The sequence below is a fragment of the Serratia montpellierensis genome (genome assembly GCF_020858655.1).
In the GTDB taxonomy this organism is placed as follows: Bacteria; Pseudomonadota; Gammaproteobacteria; order Enterobacterales; family Enterobacteriaceae; genus Serratia; species Serratia montpellierensis.
Genome location: NZ_VOSN01000003.1, coordinates 1 through 15146 on the forward strand (window position 1 = coordinate 1; position 15146 = coordinate 15146).

Sequence of the window (15146 nt, forward strand, 5' to 3'; positions counted from 1 at the left end):
GTCAACCCTAATTTTCAGGATTTTTTCTCTTTCTTCCCGGCCGCTGTGTGAAGTGAATCACTTGCGCCGTGTCGATGGAGGCGCATTATAGGGATCCGAGTTTTTTGCACAACCCCTTTTTTGATCTTTTCTTTCTGTTTGCACACTTTTCAGCCCTTCCGGATGGATCTTGTGCGACCAGGGCCATTTTCCGCAGGATCCGGCGCGGCGATTGGTTGTAATTCCATCGCCAGAGTCTAGTATTGCCGGTAAATATGATCCCGACGTGAGGCAGCATTATGTCCGATGCAGTACGTTCTTATCTTCAATACACCCCTAAACTCGGTCAGCGCGTCTTGATCGATCCTTCCAGCGTCGTGATCGGCGACGTCGATCTGGCGGATGACGTCAGCATCTGGCCGCTGGTCGCTATCCGCGGCGACGTCAATGCGGTAAAGATCGGCGCGCGCAGCAATATTCAGGACGGCAGCGTACTGCATGTGACTCACCGTTCCGAACACAACCCAGACGGTTATCCCCTGCTGATTGGGGAAGACGTGACCGTGGGCCATAAGGCGATGCTGCACGGCTGCGCCATCGGCAACCGGGTGCTGGTCGGTATGGGATCGATCCTGTTGGACGGTGTAGTAGTAGAAGACGACGTAATGATTGGCGCCGGCAGTTTGGTGGCGCCGGGCAAGCGCCTGGCGAGCGGCTATCTTTATATGGGCAGCCCGGCACGCCAGGTTCGGCCGTTGACCGCCGCCGAGTTGGAGGGATTGCTTTATTCTTCTAACAACTACGTACGCTGGAAAGACGAATACCTGTCGGAAGACATCTGATGGGCGCCCCGTTCCCTATAAAGAGAACGGGGTAGGATTTATGCCGCCAGCTCGCTGCGCAGCTGGCGCAATACCGGCTCGATCTCTGGCATCACTCCGTGCCAAAGCAGGAAAGCATGCGCCGCCTGCCCCACCAGCATACCCAGCCCATCGGCATATTCCGTTGCCCCCCGCTGCTGCGCCCAGGCCAGGAAGGGCGTGACGCCCTGCTGATAGAACATGTCATAGCAACGGGTTTGCGCGTTGACTACGCCCGCGGGCAAGGCCGGAATCTCCCCGCTGATGCCGGACGCCGTCGCATTGATCACCAGATCGAACGCTTGCTGATCCAGTTGATCCATCGGCGCCGCCGAGATCTCACCCAAATGCCGGAAAGCGTCGGCCAACTCCTGAGCCCGGCTGAAGGTGCGGTTGGTGATCGTGAGCCGGCAGCCGAAAGACAGCAGCGGTAGGATCACACCGCGCGCCGCGCCGCCGGCGCCCACCAGCAGAATGCGATCCTGCGACCGGATCAATTGCTGACGCTGCAGATCGGTCAACAAACCGATGCCGTCGGTGTTATCCCCCAATAGACCGCCATGCGGCAATACCTTCAGGGTATTGACCGCCCCGGCCATCGCTGCACGCTCGCTCAGCTCAGAAGCGGCCGAATAAGCTCGCTCCTTGAAGGGTACCGTGACGTTCGCCCCCAGCCCTCCGGCGTGGATAAACGCCTGCAGGCTGGTTTCAAAACCGTCCAGCGGCGCCAGCACTGTCCCATAAGGATGCTCAATGCCGGTCTGGGCAGCAAACAGCGCATGAATTCGCGGCGACTTGCTGTGGCCGATAGGGTTGCCAAATACCGCAAACTTCTCCATGCCCATTACCTCTAGCCCTGACGGATCTGCTCGCCGGTCAGAGCATCTCTGATTTCGGAAGGATTAAGACGGCCACCCACCTCGCCGACCAATACCGGGAAAGCTTCGCCGAATTGCCGAGTGACCTCATCCGCACTGCGGCACGGCTCCAGCCCACTGAGATTGGCGCTGGTCGACACCAGCGGCTTGCCGTACTGCCGGCACAGCAGCTGCACCAACGGATGATCGCTGACGCGTACCGCCAGCGAGCTGAAACGCCCGGTCAACAAACGCGGCGTCTCCGGGCGAGCAGGCAACACCCAGGTTACCGGCCCTGGCCAGCTGGCGAACATCGTCGCGCGCTGCTGTTCGCTGAGCGCGCTGTCGTCGATATAAGGCTTAAGCTGCGCATAGTCGGCGGCGATCAGAATCAGCCCCTTTTCCCACGGCCGCTGTTTCAATGCCAGCAGAGCATTGACCGCCTGTTCGCTGTCGGGATCGCATCCCAGACCGAATACCGCTTCGGTGGGATAGGCAATCACCTGCTGTTGATGCAAAGCATCGATGATAGATAAAAGATTCGGGCTTAATTCTGAGTTCATGATGTGATTATTCTGTAGTCGCGACAGGTTTTCCGCACAGCTTGCTGGCACAGCACAGGACGGGGCCTTTTGCCGTGCGCTTTTCCATCAGCAGCGGATAATGGCAATAGGCACATTCACCGGCGACGGGTTTAACATTGAGGGCGAATTGACATTCCGGGTAACGATCGCAGGAGTGAAAAACCTTGCCGTAGCGAGACTTACGCTGCAGCAGTTTGCCCTGACCGCACTGCGGACAGGTAATGGCGGTTTCGTCAGGCTTATCGATCACTTCAGTGTGATCGCACTGCGGATAGTCGCTGCAACCGATAAACATGCCATAGCGCCCCTGGCGCAGCACCAACGTCGCCTGGCACTTCGGGCACTGCTGCCCATCCAGCACCTTGACGATATGCCCATCGGCCTGCGCTTTCAGCGGGCGAATATATTGGCATTCAGGATACTGGGAACAGCCGAGGAAGGGGCCGTGGCGACCGCTACGGATCACCAGATCGGCCCCGCATTCCGGACAGGGTTCATTTTGCCTGGCGGCAAAAATCGCGTTTTTTGTCATAACGTCTTCTATTCACGTTATCGGCTCAATGCAGATAACCTTCGTTCACTTCAAACAACAGTTCTTCCATTTGCTGATAGGCGCTTTCATATCCGGGGATATTAAACAGCACCATCAACACGACCCATTTCAGATCTTCGAGATCGAATTCCGCATTATCCAAGGCCATAACGCGGTCGATAACCATTTCACGGGTTTCGAGGTTCAATACCTGAATCTGTTCCAGGAACAGGAGAAAACCACGGCAGCCGGCGTCCAAACGCGCACCTTCTTCTTCGGTGTAGATCCGCATTGCCAGCGGATCGGCATCCATAAAGTAAGGGGCATTTTGACCTTCTTGCAGGTCAGCCAACTTTTCAAGCCAATTCAACGCGTTGTAGATATCATCCCGATGAAACCCCGCCTGAGCGAGATCATCCGTCAGTTGATCCTGATCGACGCGCATCTCTGGTTCATTGTGGATATAAGTTTCAAACAAGTACATGAGTACGTCGAACATGGCTTGCCCTCCTTATTCGGACATAGCCGCCGGGTACAGCTGCGATCCACCCTGCTAACTCCAGCTCGAGTAACTTGATTACCACCACTGGCACAGGTTGGCCGGCACGTTCAGCGACGACGTCAACAGGTGTCACCTCATCTCCTACGTTAGCCAACACATCGGCAAATGGCAATTCAACTTCAGCCTGCGACGCACAAATAGTTGTATTTTCGTTCAGTGACAGCCATTGAAGGCCGCTTCCCAATAATTCGGCGATATCTTTCGGCCCGGTGACCAGGTGCGCGCCCTGTTGGATCAGCCAATGTGTGCCCTCGCTCATCGGGTTCCCTAACGGCCCCGGCAAGGCAAACACTTCACGCCCCTGCTCCAGCGCATAACGAGCCGTCACCAGCGTACCGCTGCGTAACGAAGCCTCTATGACCAGAACGCCCAGACTGAGCCCGCTGATAATGCGGTTGCGGCGTGGAAAATGGTCGGCCAGAGGTAAATCGGTGACCAAATGATCTGAAATCACCGCGCCGCCCAGCTCGACAATCTGCTCCGCGAGCCTGCGATGCCGGCGTGGATAAACATTGGCCAGCCCGCTGCCCAACACCGCGACCGTGCAACCACCGGCCGCCAGCGCTGCGCGATGGCAAATGCCGTCGATGCCGATCGCCAAACCGCTGGTGATGGTGAAACCGCAACGCGCCAATTCCTCGACGAAATAATTGGCCCAACGCTCGCCGTAGTGGCTGAACTGCCGGCTGCCAACCATGGCGAGCTGCGGGTGCAGCAACGCCTGAGGATCGCCCTCGATCAGCAAAAACAGCGGCGCATCATCGATCTGGGCCAGGCGTTCCGGATAGCCGGCCGCCCCATAGTTCAGCATACGGTGCGCCGGCAGCTCCAGCCAACGCAGGGTCGCCGCCAGATAACCGGGATCCGCCTGGTTGAACTGCGTCTGCTGCCGTTCGTTCAATCCCAGCTCATGCAGCACGCGGCGAGGCTCGCACCCCATTTGCGATAGCTGCCGCACGATCCGGCTGGCCACAACGGTCTGCAGCCCCGTTACCCCTCTCATCCGTAAAGCGATCTCTTCCGGCCGCATCGTCTGTTCCCTCAGCAAAAACAGTGGTATTACCAATCTGAGCAATTGGTGCGCAATGCTGTCAATCAGGCCGGGAAATGTCTAGAATAGAGGTTAAACCTCGTTCATTACTCGGATACAGATCTAAAGATATATGTCAGTCTTGCAGGTATTACATTTCCCAGACGAGCGTCTGCGCAAAGTCGCAGCGCCGGTAAAAGAAGTCAATGCAGATATCCAGCGCATCGTGGATGATATGTTTGAAACCATGTACGCAGAGGAAGGCATTGGCCTGGCTGCGACTCAGGTGGATATCCATCAGCGCATTATCGTGATCGACGTCTCCGAGAATCGCGATCAGCGCCTGGTGCTGATCAACCCTGAGCTGCTGGAAAAGAGCGGCGAAACCGGCATCGAGGAAGGCTGTCTTTCCATTCCCGAGCAGCGTGCGTTAGTGCCGCGCGCCGCGCAGGTGAAGATCCGCGCACTGGATCGCGAAGGCAAACCTTTCGAGCTGGAAGCGGACGACCTGTTGGCGATCTGCATCCAGCACGAGATGGATCACCTGATGGGTAAACTGTTCGTCGATTACCTGTCGCCGCTCAAGCGTCAGCGCATTCGTCAGAAACTGGAAAAAATGGCCAAGCTTCAAGCCCGCGCCTAACCGATCAGGAAATCAACGTGTCTGACTCTTTACGGATTATTTTCGCCGGAACACCAGACTTCGCAGCGCGTCATCTTGACGCGCTGTTGTCATCTGAGCACCAGATTGTCGGCGTTTTTACCCAGCCGGATCGCCCGGCAGGCCGCGGCAACAAGCTGACGCCAAGCCCGGTCAAAGTGCTGGCCGAGCAACACCAACTGCCGGTCTTCCAGCCCAAATCGCTGCGCCCCGAAGAGAACCAGCGCCTGGTGGCCGATCTCAACGCCGACGTGATGGTGGTGGTTGCCTACGGGCTGATCCTGCCGCAGGCGGTGCTGGATATGCCGCGTCTCGGTTGCATCAACGTACATGGCTCGCTGCTGCCTCGCTGGCGCGGCGCGGCGCCGATCCAGCGTTCGCTCTGGGCCGGTGACAGCGAAACCGGCGTGACCATCATGCAGATGGACGTCGGTCTCGATACCGGCGACATGATGCACAAGATTGCCTGCCCGATTGAGAGCAGCGATACCAGCGCCAGTCTCTACGACAAACTGGCGCAGCTCGGCCCGCAGGGCATGCTGACTACGCTGCGCCAAATGGCCGATGGCAGCGCCACCCGCGAAGTGCAGGACGAAGCGCTGGTCACCTACGCAGAGAAGCTGAGCAAAGAAGAAGCTCGCCTGGACTGGACACTGTCCGCCGCTCAGCTGGAGCGTTGCATCCGCGCCTTCAATCCTTGGCCGGTCAGCTACTTCACCATCGACGATCAACCGGTGAAAGTGTGGCAAGCCAGCGTACTGGCGCAAAGCGCCAACGCGGAGCCAGGCACCGTTGTCCATGCCGACAAGCACGGCATTCAGGTGGCGACCGCCGACGGCATCCTCAATCTGATCCAACTGCAGCCCGCCGGCAAGAAACCGATGTCGGCGCAAGACCTTTTAAATTCACGTCGTGAATGGTTTACCCCGGGTAACCGGCTGTAAGTCACCCCACTGCCCGGCCGTTCATCGCCGGGCCGTTATTTTCTTAATGCCGATCGTTATCAGCTTCAGCCTATGAAAAATAATTACAATCTCCGCAGCATCGCTGCCAAAGCCATCGGCCAGGTGCTGGATCAAGGGCAGTCGCTCAGCACTGTCCTGCCGGCGCTGCAAACCACCATCAACGATAAAGATCGCGGGTTGCTGCAGGAACTGTGTTTCGGCACGTTGCGCGTGCTGCCGCAGCTCGAGTGGTGCATTCAGCAATTGATGGCCAAGCCGCTCACCGGCAAGCAGCGTACGCTGCACTATTTGCTGATGGTCGGCCTGTATCAGCTGTTGTATACCCGCATCCCGGCGCACGCCGTGCTGGCAGAAACGGTGGAAGGCGCAGTGGCGCTGAAACGCCCGCAGTTGAAAGGCCTGATTAACGGCGTCTTGCGGCAATTCCAGCGCCAACAGGAAGAGCTGCTGCAGCGCGCCGCCAACAATGACAGCCGCTATCTGCACCCGAGCTGGTTGCTGAAACGCCTTCAACAAGCCTATCCCGCCAACTGGGAACAGATCGTCGACGCCAACAACCAGAAGCCACCGATGTGGCTGCGCGTCAACCGCCTGCATCACAGCCGCGAAGCTTACCTGCAGCTGTTGACCGACGCCGGCATCGCCGCGGAGCCTCATGCAGACTATGCCGACGCAGTGCGGTTGCTGGCGCCTTGCGCCGTAACCGATCTGCCTGGGTTCGCCGACGGCTGGGTCACCGTGCAAGATGCCTCAGCCCAGGGCTGTGTCGATCTGTTGGATCCGCAAGACGGTGAACAGATCCTCGATTTGTGCGCCGCGCCTGGCGGCAAAACCACGCATATTCTGGAAGCGGCGCCGAAGGCGCACGTCATGGCCGTGGATATCGACGAACAGCGTCTGGCGCGGGTAAAGGAAAACCTGCAGCGTCTGCGTTTGCACGCAGAAGTTAAGCTGGGCGATGGCCGTACGCCGCAACAATGGTGCGGCGACAAACAGTTCGATCGCATCCTGCTGGATGCACCTTGTTCCGCCACTGGCGTGATCCGCCGTCACCCCGACATCAAATGGCTGCGCCGCGATCGCGACATCGCCGAACTCGCCGCGCTGCAGGCGGAGATCCTGGAAGCCGTCTGGCCGCATCTGAAATCGGGCGGCGTGATGGTTTACGCCACCTGCTCTATCCTGCCGGATGAAAACAGCAGCCAGATCGCCGCGTTCTTGCAACGCCACGCCGATGCCAAGCTGGTTGAAACCGGCGATGTGCAGCGGCCTGGGCGGCAGAATATCCCGCATCCCGAGGACGGCGATGGCTTCTTTTACGCTAAGCTGATTAAAATGTAATGCTTCGGGGCGTGCGTGCGCGCCCTAAGTCTTTCAGTGTGAAGCAGAGAACACGATGAAAATAATTATTCTTGGTGCCGGTCAGGTTGGCGGGACGCTGGCGGAAAACCTGGTGGGTGAAAACAACGACATCACCGTCGTCGATACTGATTCCGGCCGGTTGCGTCAGCTGCAGGATAAATTCGATCTGCGGGTGGTTCAGGGACATGGTTCCCACCCTCGAGTGCTGCGCGAAGCCGGCGCAGAAGACGCCGACATGCTGGTTGCCGTCACCAACTCCGACGAAACCAACATGATCGCCTGCCAGATCGCCTATTCTCTGTTTAACACCCCCAACCGTATCGCCCGCATCCGCGCACCGGAATATATCCGCGAGTCGGAGAAACTGTTCCTGCCGGAAGCAGTGCCAATCGACCATCTGATTTCACCGGAGCAGTTGGTCATAGACTATATCTACAAACTGATTGAATACCCCGGTGCGCTGCAGGTGGTCAACTTCGCCGAAGGTAAAGTCAGCATCGCCGCGGTTAAAGCCTATTACGGTGGCCCGCTGGTCGGCAATGCGCTCTCTTCGATGCGCGAACACATGCCGCATATCGACACCCGCGTCGCCGCTATTTTCCGCCAGGACAGACCGATCCGGCCGCAGGGCTCGACCATTATCGAAGCCGGTGATGAAGTCTTCTTCGTCGCCGCATCACAGCACATCCGCGCGGTGATGAGCGAACTGCAGCGGCTGGAGAAACCGTATAAGCGCATCATGATCGTCGGTGGCGGCAACGTCGGCGCCGGCCTGGCCGCCAAGCTGGAAAAAGACTACAACGTCAAACTGATCGAGCGCAATCAGCAACGCGCCGCCGAACTGGCCGAACAGTTGCACGATACCATCGTGTTCTACGGCGATGCCTCCGACCAGGAGCTGCTGGCCGAAGAGCACGTCGAGCAGGTGGATGTCTTCATCGCTATCACCAACGACGATGAGGCCAACATCATGTCCGCCATGCTGGCTAAGCGCATGGGCGCCAAGAAGGTAATGGTATTGATCCAGCGCCGCGCCTATGTCGATCTGGTACAAGGCAGCGTGATCGATATCGCCATTTCACCACAACAGGCGACCATCTCCGCCCTGTTGGGGCACGTGCGCAAAGCGGATATCGTCAGCGTTTCGTCGCTGCGCCGCGGCGTGGCGGAAGCGATCGAAGCGATTGCCCACGGGGATGAAAGCACGTCCAAAGTGGTCGGCCGCATCGTCGAAGACATCAAGCTGCCGCCGGGTACCACCATCGGTGCGATCGTGCGTGGCGACGACGTGATCATTGCCAACGGCAACAGCAAAATCGAACAAGGCGATCACGTCATCATGTTTATTACCGACAAGAAATTCGTGCCGGACGTTGAACGCTTGTTCCAACCGAGCCCGTTCTTCTTGTAGAACGAATTTATTAGGCGATGGTCTATAATCGCGTAGTTGTTCTCTGCCTTAAGAGGAGATAAAACTTCTCTCCTTTTGTGGCAAAGGGAAATTGCTTTGTTAAACTTGAGTTATTAATTCTGCAAGGGGTGCGTTCTATGAGTATGTTGAAAGAGTTTCGCGAATTTGCCATGCGTGGCAACGTGGTCGATTTGGCTGTCGGTGTGATTATCGGTGCTGCATTCGGCAAGATCGTTTCGTCCTTCGTGGCCGATATCATCATGCCACCGCTGGGCTTACTGATCGGCGGCGTCGACTTTAAACAGTTCCATCTGGTATTACGTGAAGCTCAGGGCGCCGTACCGGCGGTGGTAATGAACTACGGTTCATTCATTCAAACCGTATTCGACTTCGTGATTGTCGCCTTCGCTATCTTCCTGGCGATTAAATTGATGAACAAAATGCGCCGCAAGCAGGAAGAGGCTCCGGCAGCGCCGCCAGCACCTACCGCAGAAGAGAAACTGCTGACGGAAATCCGTGACTTGCTGAGCCAGCAACAGCAGCCAAAACTGTAAAACAGCGTTTGGTTATGCCAATAAAAAGCCACCTGATAAAGGTGGCTTTTTTAATGCTTAAAACCAGAAGGCCAGTGGTAATTTATCGTTTGATAGTTTACCACTGGCCTCCCAGTTACCGCCTTTGTTGTGTTTTTCTTTACGCCGATAGCTGCCTTTGCCTTTCACATTCTTTTCTACCCGCTGACGGAATAGCGGATCATGCAACAGCGCCTCAATGGCGTTATCTTGAATCTGGCCTTTAGTGTGACGATATTTCGTCATGGTAATGCTCCTGTAAAAGGTAGGGTAATAAAACGAGCCGATAATACTGCCGGCAGTATAAAAATTAAAGTGCCGTCAGCAACCTTTTTTACCTTTGTCATCGCTGGCGCCCTGTTCCAAGGCTTCCAAAATAGAACAGTAGTTGCTGGTATGGGCGGTACCACAGCAGGCATCACTCAGCCGCTTCAGCGATTCGCGCATACGCGTCAGCTCCGCCAACTTGCTTTCCACTTCGCTCAGGCGCGCATCGACGATCGACTTTGACTCCTGGCAGGTATGATGCTCAGGATCGACGCGGATCGACAGCAACTCGGCGATCGTTTCCAGAGTAAATCCCAGCTGCTTGGCATAGCGAATAAAGCGCAGCCGCTGCAGATCCTGCTCGGTGTAGAGCCGATAACCGCCCTCGGTGCGGACATTGTGATCCATCATGCCCTGCTTTTCATAGTAGCGCACGGTATCCGGCGTCACTTCGGCAAGCTTGGCCAACTGACCTATCTTGAACATTACTTCTCCTCCCGGGTGAATTTGCCGTCCAATGCACGCTGGTATTCGCCATGTAAGAAATCCGTACTCATCCCAGCCTGACGCAATCGATGCTCCAGCAGCGCCATGCGTTTGCTGAGTTCGACATAGTCCGGATGCTCACTGCTAATCCCTTGCAGTAAGCGAGCAACGGTTAGCGCCTCTTTGCGATCTTCCAGCTCCGGTGGCAGGTAACCGGCATTTTTCAGCAGACGGTAACCGGCGCGGAGTTCAGCCGGCACCGCGCTGTCATCTTCCAGCGTCAACGGTTGGCCCTGGCCGGGCAGATTGTCGAACTCGCCTTTATCTTGGGCATCAAGGATATGACGTTCCGCCCATTGATCGAGCAACCCCATGACAAACAGCCTCGGTAAGCCTAATGATGAAGCCTTAGCATAGCGGATAGGGACAGGGATCTTAAGCGTGGCGGGGGAATTACGCACATTTGGCTGGATTTGGACGTAAAAAAACCGGGCAAGCCCGGTTTTTTTACGTACGCGTCTACAGATTACTCTGCAGTTGCTACTTCTGCTTGAGACTCAGCACGATCAACCAGCTCGATGTATGCCATCGGCGCGTTGTCGCCTGCGCGGAAGCCACACTTCAGAATGCGAGTGTAACCACCGGCACGGCTCGCGAAACGCGGGCCCAGCTCGTTAAACAGTTTTGCCACGATCTCGTTATCACGAGTACGGGCGAATGCCAGACGACGATTAGCTACGCTGTCGGTCTTGGCAAGAGTAATCAGCGGCTCAACAACGCGACGCAGCTCTTTTGCTTTTGGCAGGGTCGTCTTGATGATCTCATGACGAACCAAAGAGCCGGCCATGTTACGGAACATAGCCTGGCGATGGCTGCTGTTACGGTTCAGTTGACGACCACTCTTACGATGGCGCATGACCTTATCCTTCTCAGTAAAACCTTAACCTGTGATCCGGTTACTCGTCAGCAATGCTTGCCGGCGGCCAGTTTTCCAGGCGCATGCCCAGAGACAGACCACGTGAGGCCAGCACGTCTTTAATCTCGGTAAGAGATTTTTTACCCAGGTTTGGCGTTTTCAGCAACTCAACCTCGGTACGCTGTACCAGATCACCGATGTAGTGGATAGCTTCTGCCTTGAGGCAGTTAGCAGAGCGGACAGTCAATTCCAGATCGTCAACAGGGCGCAGCAAGATCGGATCGAACTCTGGTTTCTCTTCTTTAACTTCCGGCTGACGTACATCACGCAGGTCAACGAAAGCTTCAAGTTGTTCAGCCAGAATGGTGGCCGCACGGCGGATCGCCTCTTCAGGATCGATCGTGCCATTGGTCTCCATCTCGATGACCAGCTTATCCAAGTCAGTACGCTGTTCTACACGCGCAGCTTCAACATTGTAGGCGATACGCTCTACAGGGCTGTAGCAGGCGTCAACCAACAGACGACCGATTGGGCGCTCATCTTCTTCCGAATGAATTCGGGCAGAAGCCGGCACATAACCGCGACCGCGCTGAACTTTGATACGCATGCTGATAGCCGCGTTCTCATCAGTCAGGTGGCAAATCACGTGCTGAGGCTTGACGATTTCGACATCACCATCATGGGTGATGTCGGCAGCGGTCACAGGGCCAATGCCAGATTTATTCAGGGTAAGAATAACTTCGTCTTTGCCTTGAACTCTCACCGCCAGCCCTTTCAGGTTGAGCAGGATCTCCAGGATATCTTCCTGTACGCCTTCTTTGGTGCTGTACTCATGCAGTACACCATCAATCTCAACCTCGGTCACCGCGCAACCCGGCATAGATGAAAGCAGAATACGGCGCAGTGCGTTGCCAAGAGTATGGCCAAAGCCACGCTCTAAAGGCTCAAGGGTCACCTTGGCGTGCGTCGAACTGACTTGCTCGATATCTACCAGGCGCGGTTTTAGAAACTCTGTCACAGAACCCTGCATTGTGTCCTCTCTTTGGTACTAAGCTTTACTTGGAGTAAAGCTCGACGATCAGGTGTTCGTTAATGTCCGCAGACAGATCGGTACGTTCAGGCATACGCTTGAACACGCCTTCCATCTTAGCAGCATCAACTTCCAGCCAAGTCGGCTTTTCACGCTGCTCAGCCAGCTCCAGAGAAGCTTTAACACGAGACTGCTTTTTAGCTTTCTCGCGGATGCTGACTACGTCATTCGGAGATACCTGATAAGAAGCGATGTTAACAACGTGACCGTTTACCATAACTGCTTTGTGGCTAACCAGCTGACGTGACTCTGCACGAGTAGCGCCGAAGCCCATACGGTAAACAACGTTGTCCAGACGACCTTCCAGCAGCTGCAACAGGTTTTCACCGGTGTTGCCCTTCAGGCGGGTTGCTTCTTTGTAATAGTTACGGAATTGACGCTCCAGAATGCCGTACATACGGCGAACTTTCTGCTTCTCACGCAACTGAACACCGTAATCAGACAGACGCGGTTTACGCGCACCGTGCTGACCAGGTGCTTGTTCAATTTTACACTTGGAATCGATCGCGCGAACGCCAGACTTAAGGAACAGGTCTGTGCCCTCACGACGGCTCAGCTTGAGCTTAGGACCCAAATATCTTGCCATTTTCTTTCTCCAACAATCCTAAAAGCTGCGTTACACGCGGCGCTTTTTCGGCGGACGACAACCGTTATGAGGGATCGGAGTCACATCAGTAATATTAGTGATGCGGAAACCAGCCGCGTTCAGAGCGCGGATAGTAGACTCACGACCAGGACCAGGTCCTTTAACCATAACTTCCAGGTTCTTGATACCGTATTCTTTTACTGCGTCAGCACAACGTTCTGCTGCAACCTGTGCTGCGAACGGAGTGGACTTACGAGAACCACGGAAACCGGAACCACCGGCTGTTGCCCAACCCAAAGCATTACCCTGACGATCAGTGATGGTAACGATGGTGTTGTTGAAAGAAGCATGGATATGAGCCACGCCGTCAGAGACTTGCTTTCTTACACGCTTACGTGTACGAACAGGTGCCTTTGCCATTATTCAATAACCCCGATTATTTCTTGATCGGCTTGCGCGGACCCTTACGGGTACGAGCGTTGGTCTTGGTGCGCTGACCGCGTACCGGCAGACCACGACGATGACGCAAACCACGATAGCAACCAAGGTCCATAAGACGCTTGATGCTCAGGGTAATTTCACGACGCAAATCACCCTCAACGGTGTATTTGGCAACTGCATCACGAAGCTTTTCGATTTGCTCTTCAGACAGCTCACTGATCTTAACATTTTCAGCAATACCCGTGGATGCACAGATAGCCTGTGAACGGGTTTTACCGATACCGAAGATCGACGTTAAGGCGATAACGGTATGTTTATGATCAGGAATGTTAATGCCTGCTATACGGGCCACTATGCACTCCTACTATTTTATACAGCAACACCATTCTGAAAAGCCCGTTTTCAGGATACTCAAATAGTGTTGCAGTGCGACATACAAAAGATTGGCTGGCTAATCTAGCCAGCTCAACCCAACTTTGCAAGAAAAATATGCGAGATAATCAGCCTTGACGCTGTTTATGCTTCGGCTCGGCGCTGCAAATCACACGAACGACACCGTTACGCTTAACGATTTTGCAGTTACGACATAATTTCTTGACGGAAGCACGAACTTTCATTTTTACTCTCCGTAACTTCTCAAACGAATCTGACTAGCGGTTATAGCCTTTCAGATTTGCTTTCTTCAATGCAGACTCGTACTGACTTGACATCATCAGAGTTTGCACTTGAGCCATAAAGTCCATGATGACGACAACCACGATCAGTAGCGAGGTACCACCAAAGTAGAATGGTACTTTCATTGCATCACGCATGAACTCCGGGATCAGGCAGATGAAAGTAATGTACATCGCGCCCACCAGGGTTAAACGCGTCATTACTTTATCGATATACTTCGCCGTTTGCTCTCCCGGACGAATTCCTGGTACGAAGGCACCGGACTTCTTCAGGTTATCTGCTGTCTCACGCGGGTTGAATACCAACGCCGTGTAGAAGAAACAGAAGAAGATGATTGCAGACGCATAGAGTAACACATAAAGCGGTTGCCCTGGCTGCAAATACAGCGAAATCGTAGTCAGCCAGTTCCAACCGGTACCGCCCCCAAACCATGATGCAATCGTGGCCGGGAACAGAATAATGCTGGAAGCGAAAATCGCCGGGATAACACCCGCCATGTTCACTTTCAACGGTAAATGTGTACTCTGTGCTGCATAAACACGACGACCTTGTTGACGCTTCGCATAGTTAACGACGATACGACGTTGACCACGCTCGATGAAAACAACGAAGAAGGTTACTGCAAACACCAATACTGCAACCAACAGCAGCAGGAGGAAGTGCAGGTCGCCTTGCCGTGCTTGCTCGATAGTATGGGCCACTGCCGGCGGGAGTCCCGCTACAATACCCGCGAAGATAATGATCGAGATACCGTTGCCGATACCGCGCTCAGTAATCTGTTCACCCAGCCACATCAGGAACATTGTCCCGGTTACCAGGCTCACAACCGCAGTAAAGTAGAATGCAAAGCCTGGATTTAACACCAGGCCCTGCATACCAGGCATATTCGGCAGACCGGTAGCAATACCGATCGACTGGAATATGGCCAATACCAGCGTACCGTAACGGGTGTACTGGCTAATCTTGCGACGGCCAGCCTCCCCTTCTTTCTTGATTTCCGCCAACGCTGGATGAACCACCGTCAGCAGCTGGATAATGATCGACGCCGAGATATACGGCATGATCCCCAGAGCAAAGATAGAAGCACGGCTGAGGGCACCACCAGAGAACATGTTAAACATTTCAATGATAGTGCCTCTCTGCTGCTCAAGCAATTTGGCAAGCACAGTGGCATCGATACCAGGAATCGGAATGAAAGAGCCGATACGGAAGACAATCAGCGCGCCGATGACAAACAAAAGTCTGCGCTTCAGCTCGCCGAGCCCGCCTTTAGCACTTTGAAAATCTAATCCTGGTTGCTTAGCCATCTG

At 55.1% G+C, this 15146-nt stretch carries 21 protein-coding genes; 6 read left to right on the plus strand and 15 right to left on the minus strand.

Annotation, left to right across the window (positions count from 1 at the left end; all coding sequences use genetic code 11):
* Positions 1 to 278 precede the first annotated feature (278 nt).
* Positions 279 to 821 (plus strand): gamma carbonic anhydrase family protein, encoded by a 543-nt coding sequence (locus FUU19_RS03955; RefSeq protein ID WP_004929699.1) that lies wholly within the window; start codon positions 279 to 281, stop codon positions 819 to 821.
* 38 nt (positions 822 to 859) lie between these two features.
* Here the strand turns inward: FUU19_RS03955 and aroE are convergent, their stop codons facing one another.
* Genes aroE through dprA form a run of 5 tightly spaced genes read right to left on the minus strand, consistent with a single transcriptional unit; the run spans position 860 to position 4404 of the window.
* The gene (gene aroE / locus FUU19_RS03960; RefSeq protein ID WP_230490001.1) at positions 860 to 1678 is read right to left on the minus strand and encodes a shikimate dehydrogenase; all 819 of its coding nucleotides are present in this window, start codon (positions 1676 to 1678) and stop codon (positions 860 to 862) included.
* A gap of 11 nt (positions 1679 to 1689) precedes the next feature.
* Complete coding sequence (gene tsaC, locus FUU19_RS03965) at positions 1690 to 2259, minus strand: L-threonylcarbamoyladenylate synthase type 1 TsaC (RefSeq protein ID WP_141972231.1); 570 nt, start codon at positions 2257 to 2259, stop codon at positions 1690 to 1692.
* Between the two features lie 7 nt (positions 2260 to 2266).
* Positions 2267 to 2812: a DNA topoisomerase family protein gene (locus FUU19_RS03970; protein ID WP_230490000.1), complete on the minus strand. Its 546-nt coding sequence runs from the start codon at positions 2810 to 2812 to the stop codon at positions 2267 to 2269.
* A gap of 25 nt (positions 2813 to 2837) precedes the next feature.
* Entirely contained in the window at positions 2838 to 3311 is a 474-nt protein-coding gene (gene smg, locus FUU19_RS03975; RefSeq protein ID WP_025160381.1) for a DUF494 family protein Smg, read from the minus strand.
* On the minus strand, positions 3283 to 4404 hold the full coding sequence (dprA, locus tag FUU19_RS03980) for a DNA-protecting protein DprA (protein ID WP_197834716.1): 1122 nt from the start codon (positions 4402 to 4404) through the stop codon (positions 3283 to 3285). The genes smg and dprA overlap by 29 nt, the downstream gene beginning before the upstream one ends.
* Before the next feature lie 133 nt (positions 4405 to 4537).
* On the opposite strand from dprA, the gene def reads away from it, so the two are divergent.
* The 5 genes from def (at position 4538) to mscL (ending at position 9357) form a co-directional block, all read left to right on the plus strand.
* Complete coding sequence (gene def, locus FUU19_RS03985) at positions 4538 to 5047, plus strand: peptide deformylase (RefSeq protein WP_015379260.1); 510 nt, start codon at positions 4538 to 4540, stop codon at positions 5045 to 5047.
* Positions 5048 to 5064: 17 nt separating this feature from the next.
* A complete protein-coding gene (gene fmt / locus FUU19_RS03990) occupies positions 5065 to 6009 on the plus strand; it encodes a methionyl-tRNA formyltransferase (RefSeq protein WP_028127621.1) in 945 nt (314 codons plus the stop codon).
* Between the two features lie 72 nt (positions 6010 to 6081).
* Positions 6082 to 7371: a 16S rRNA (cytosine(967)-C(5))-methyltransferase RsmB gene (gene rsmB / locus FUU19_RS03995; protein WP_230489999.1), complete on the plus strand. Its 1290-nt coding sequence runs from the start codon at positions 6082 to 6084 to the stop codon at positions 7369 to 7371.
* Positions 7372 to 7426: 55 nt separating this feature from the next.
* Positions 7427 to 8803 carry a Trk system potassium transporter TrkA gene (gene trkA / locus FUU19_RS04000; RefSeq protein WP_004929716.1) on the plus strand — a complete coding sequence of 459 codons (1377 nt, stop codon included), beginning with the start codon at positions 7427 to 7429 and terminating at the stop codon, positions 8801 to 8803.
* Between the two features lie 137 nt (positions 8804 to 8940).
* Positions 8941 to 9357, plus strand: coding sequence for a large-conductance mechanosensitive channel protein MscL (gene mscL / locus FUU19_RS04005; protein WP_025304493.1), 417 nt, complete (start codon positions 8941 to 8943; stop codon positions 9355 to 9357).
* Between the two features lie 57 nt (positions 9358 to 9414).
* On the opposite strand, the gene FUU19_RS04010 is transcribed toward mscL, so the two are convergent.
* The 10 genes from FUU19_RS04010 to secY all read right to left on the minus strand — a co-directional run bounded on the left by FUU19_RS04010 (position 9415) and on the right by secY (position 15143).
* Positions 9415 to 9621, minus strand: a complete 207-nt coding sequence (locus tag FUU19_RS04010) for an alternative ribosome-rescue factor A (RefSeq protein ID WP_047729715.1) — start codon at positions 9619 to 9621, stop codon at positions 9415 to 9417.
* A gap of 75 nt (positions 9622 to 9696) precedes the next feature.
* The gene (gene zntR / locus FUU19_RS04015; RefSeq protein WP_016930321.1) at positions 9697 to 10128 is read right to left on the minus strand and encodes a Zn(2+)-responsive transcriptional regulator; all 432 of its coding nucleotides are present in this window, start codon (positions 10126 to 10128) and stop codon (positions 9697 to 9699) included.
* Positions 10128 to 10502 carry a DnaJ family domain-containing protein gene (locus FUU19_RS04020; RefSeq protein WP_047729714.1) on the minus strand — a complete coding sequence of 125 codons (375 nt, stop codon included), beginning with the start codon at positions 10500 to 10502 and terminating at the stop codon, positions 10128 to 10130. The genes zntR and FUU19_RS04020 overlap by 1 nt, the downstream gene beginning before the upstream one ends.
* A 152-nt stretch (positions 10503 to 10654) precedes the next feature.
* Positions 10655 to 11044, minus strand: coding sequence for a 50S ribosomal protein L17 (gene rplQ, locus FUU19_RS04025; protein ID WP_004929726.1), 390 nt, complete (start codon positions 11042 to 11044; stop codon positions 10655 to 10657).
* A gap of 40 nt (positions 11045 to 11084) precedes the next feature.
* On the minus strand, positions 11085 to 12074 hold the full coding sequence (locus FUU19_RS04030; RefSeq protein ID WP_002919219.1) for a DNA-directed RNA polymerase subunit alpha: 990 nt from the start codon (positions 12072 to 12074) through the stop codon (positions 11085 to 11087).
* Positions 12075 to 12099: 25 nt separating this feature from the next.
* Positions 12100 to 12720: a 30S ribosomal protein S4 gene (rpsD, locus tag FUU19_RS04035; protein ID WP_025304496.1), complete on the minus strand. Its 621-nt coding sequence runs from the start codon at positions 12718 to 12720 to the stop codon at positions 12100 to 12102.
* A 30-nt stretch (positions 12721 to 12750) separates the two neighbouring features.
* On the minus strand, positions 12751 to 13140 hold the full coding sequence (gene rpsK, locus FUU19_RS04040; RefSeq protein WP_004929731.1) for a 30S ribosomal protein S11: 390 nt from the start codon (positions 13138 to 13140) through the stop codon (positions 12751 to 12753).
* A 16-nt stretch (positions 13141 to 13156) separates the two neighbouring features.
* Complete coding sequence (gene rpsM / locus FUU19_RS04045; RefSeq protein WP_004929734.1) at positions 13157 to 13513, minus strand: 30S ribosomal protein S13; 357 nt, start codon at positions 13511 to 13513, stop codon at positions 13157 to 13159.
* A 148-nt stretch (positions 13514 to 13661) separates the two neighbouring features.
* On the minus strand, positions 13662 to 13778 hold the full coding sequence (gene rpmJ / locus FUU19_RS04050) for a 50S ribosomal protein L36 (RefSeq protein WP_002227352.1): 117 nt from the start codon (positions 13776 to 13778) through the stop codon (positions 13662 to 13664).
* Between the two features lie 33 nt (positions 13779 to 13811).
* Positions 13812 to 15143: a preprotein translocase subunit SecY gene (secY, locus tag FUU19_RS04055; RefSeq protein WP_004929740.1), complete on the minus strand. Its 1332-nt coding sequence runs from the start codon at positions 15141 to 15143 to the stop codon at positions 13812 to 13814.
* Positions 15144 to 15146 lie beyond the last annotated feature (3 nt).

Bases quoted from the DNA above. Each gene is read 5' to 3' on its own strand.
- FUU19_RS03955 (WP_004929699.1), top strand. From the start codon at position 279: ATGTCCGATGCAGTACGTTCTTATCTTCAATACACCCCTAAACTCGGT.
- aroE (WP_230490001.1), bottom strand. From the start codon at position 1,678: ATGGAGAAGTTTGCGGTATTTGGCAACCCTATCGGCCACAGCAAGTCG.
- tsaC (WP_141972231.1), bottom strand. From the start codon at position 2,259: ATGAACTCAGAATTAAGCCCGAATCTTTTATCTATCATCGATGCTTTG.
- FUU19_RS03970 (WP_230490000.1), bottom strand. From the start codon at position 2,812: ATGACAAAAAACGCGATTTTTGCCGCCAGGCAAAATGAACCCTGTCCG.
- smg (WP_025160381.1), bottom strand. From the start codon at position 3,311: ATGTTCGACGTACTCATGTACTTGTTTGAAACTTATATCCACAATGAA.
- dprA (WP_197834716.1), bottom strand. From the start codon at position 4,404: ATGCGGCCGGAAGAGATCGCTTTACGGATGAGAGGGGTAACGGGGCTG.
- def (WP_015379260.1), top strand. From the start codon at position 4,538: ATGTCAGTCTTGCAGGTATTACATTTCCCAGACGAGCGTCTGCGCAAA.
- rsmB (WP_230489999.1), top strand. From the start codon at position 6,082: ATGAAAAATAATTACAATCTCCGCAGCATCGCTGCCAAAGCCATCGGC.
- trkA (WP_004929716.1), top strand. From the start codon at position 7,427: ATGAAAATAATTATTCTTGGTGCCGGTCAGGTTGGCGGGACGCTGGCG.
- mscL (WP_025304493.1), top strand. From the start codon at position 8,941: ATGAGTATGTTGAAAGAGTTTCGCGAATTTGCCATGCGTGGCAACGTG.
- FUU19_RS04010 (WP_047729715.1), bottom strand. From the start codon at position 9,621: ATGACGAAATATCGTCACACTAAAGGCCAGATTCAAGATAACGCCATT.
- zntR (WP_016930321.1), bottom strand. From the start codon at position 10,128: ATGTTCAAGATAGGTCAGTTGGCCAAGCTTGCCGAAGTGACGCCGGAT.
- FUU19_RS04020 (WP_047729714.1), bottom strand. From the start codon at position 10,502: ATGGGGTTGCTCGATCAATGGGCGGAACGTCATATCCTTGATGCCCAA.
- rplQ (WP_004929726.1), bottom strand. From the start codon at position 11,044: ATGCGCCATCGTAAGAGTGGTCGTCAACTGAACCGTAACAGCAGCCAT.
- FUU19_RS04030 (WP_002919219.1), bottom strand. From the start codon at position 12,074: ATGCAGGGTTCTGTGACAGAGTTTCTAAAACCGCGCCTGGTAGATATC.
- rpsD (WP_025304496.1), bottom strand. From the start codon at position 12,720: ATGGCAAGATATTTGGGTCCTAAGCTCAAGCTGAGCCGTCGTGAGGGC.
- rpsK (WP_004929731.1), bottom strand. From the start codon at position 13,140: ATGGCAAAGGCACCTGTTCGTACACGTAAGCGTGTAAGAAAGCAAGTC.
- rpmJ (WP_002227352.1), bottom strand. From the start codon at position 13,778: ATGAAAGTTCGTGCTTCCGTCAAGAAATTATGTCGTAACTGCAAAATC.
- secY (WP_004929740.1), bottom strand. From the start codon at position 15,143: ATGGCTAAGCAACCAGGATTAGATTTTCAAAGTGCTAAAGGCGGGCTC.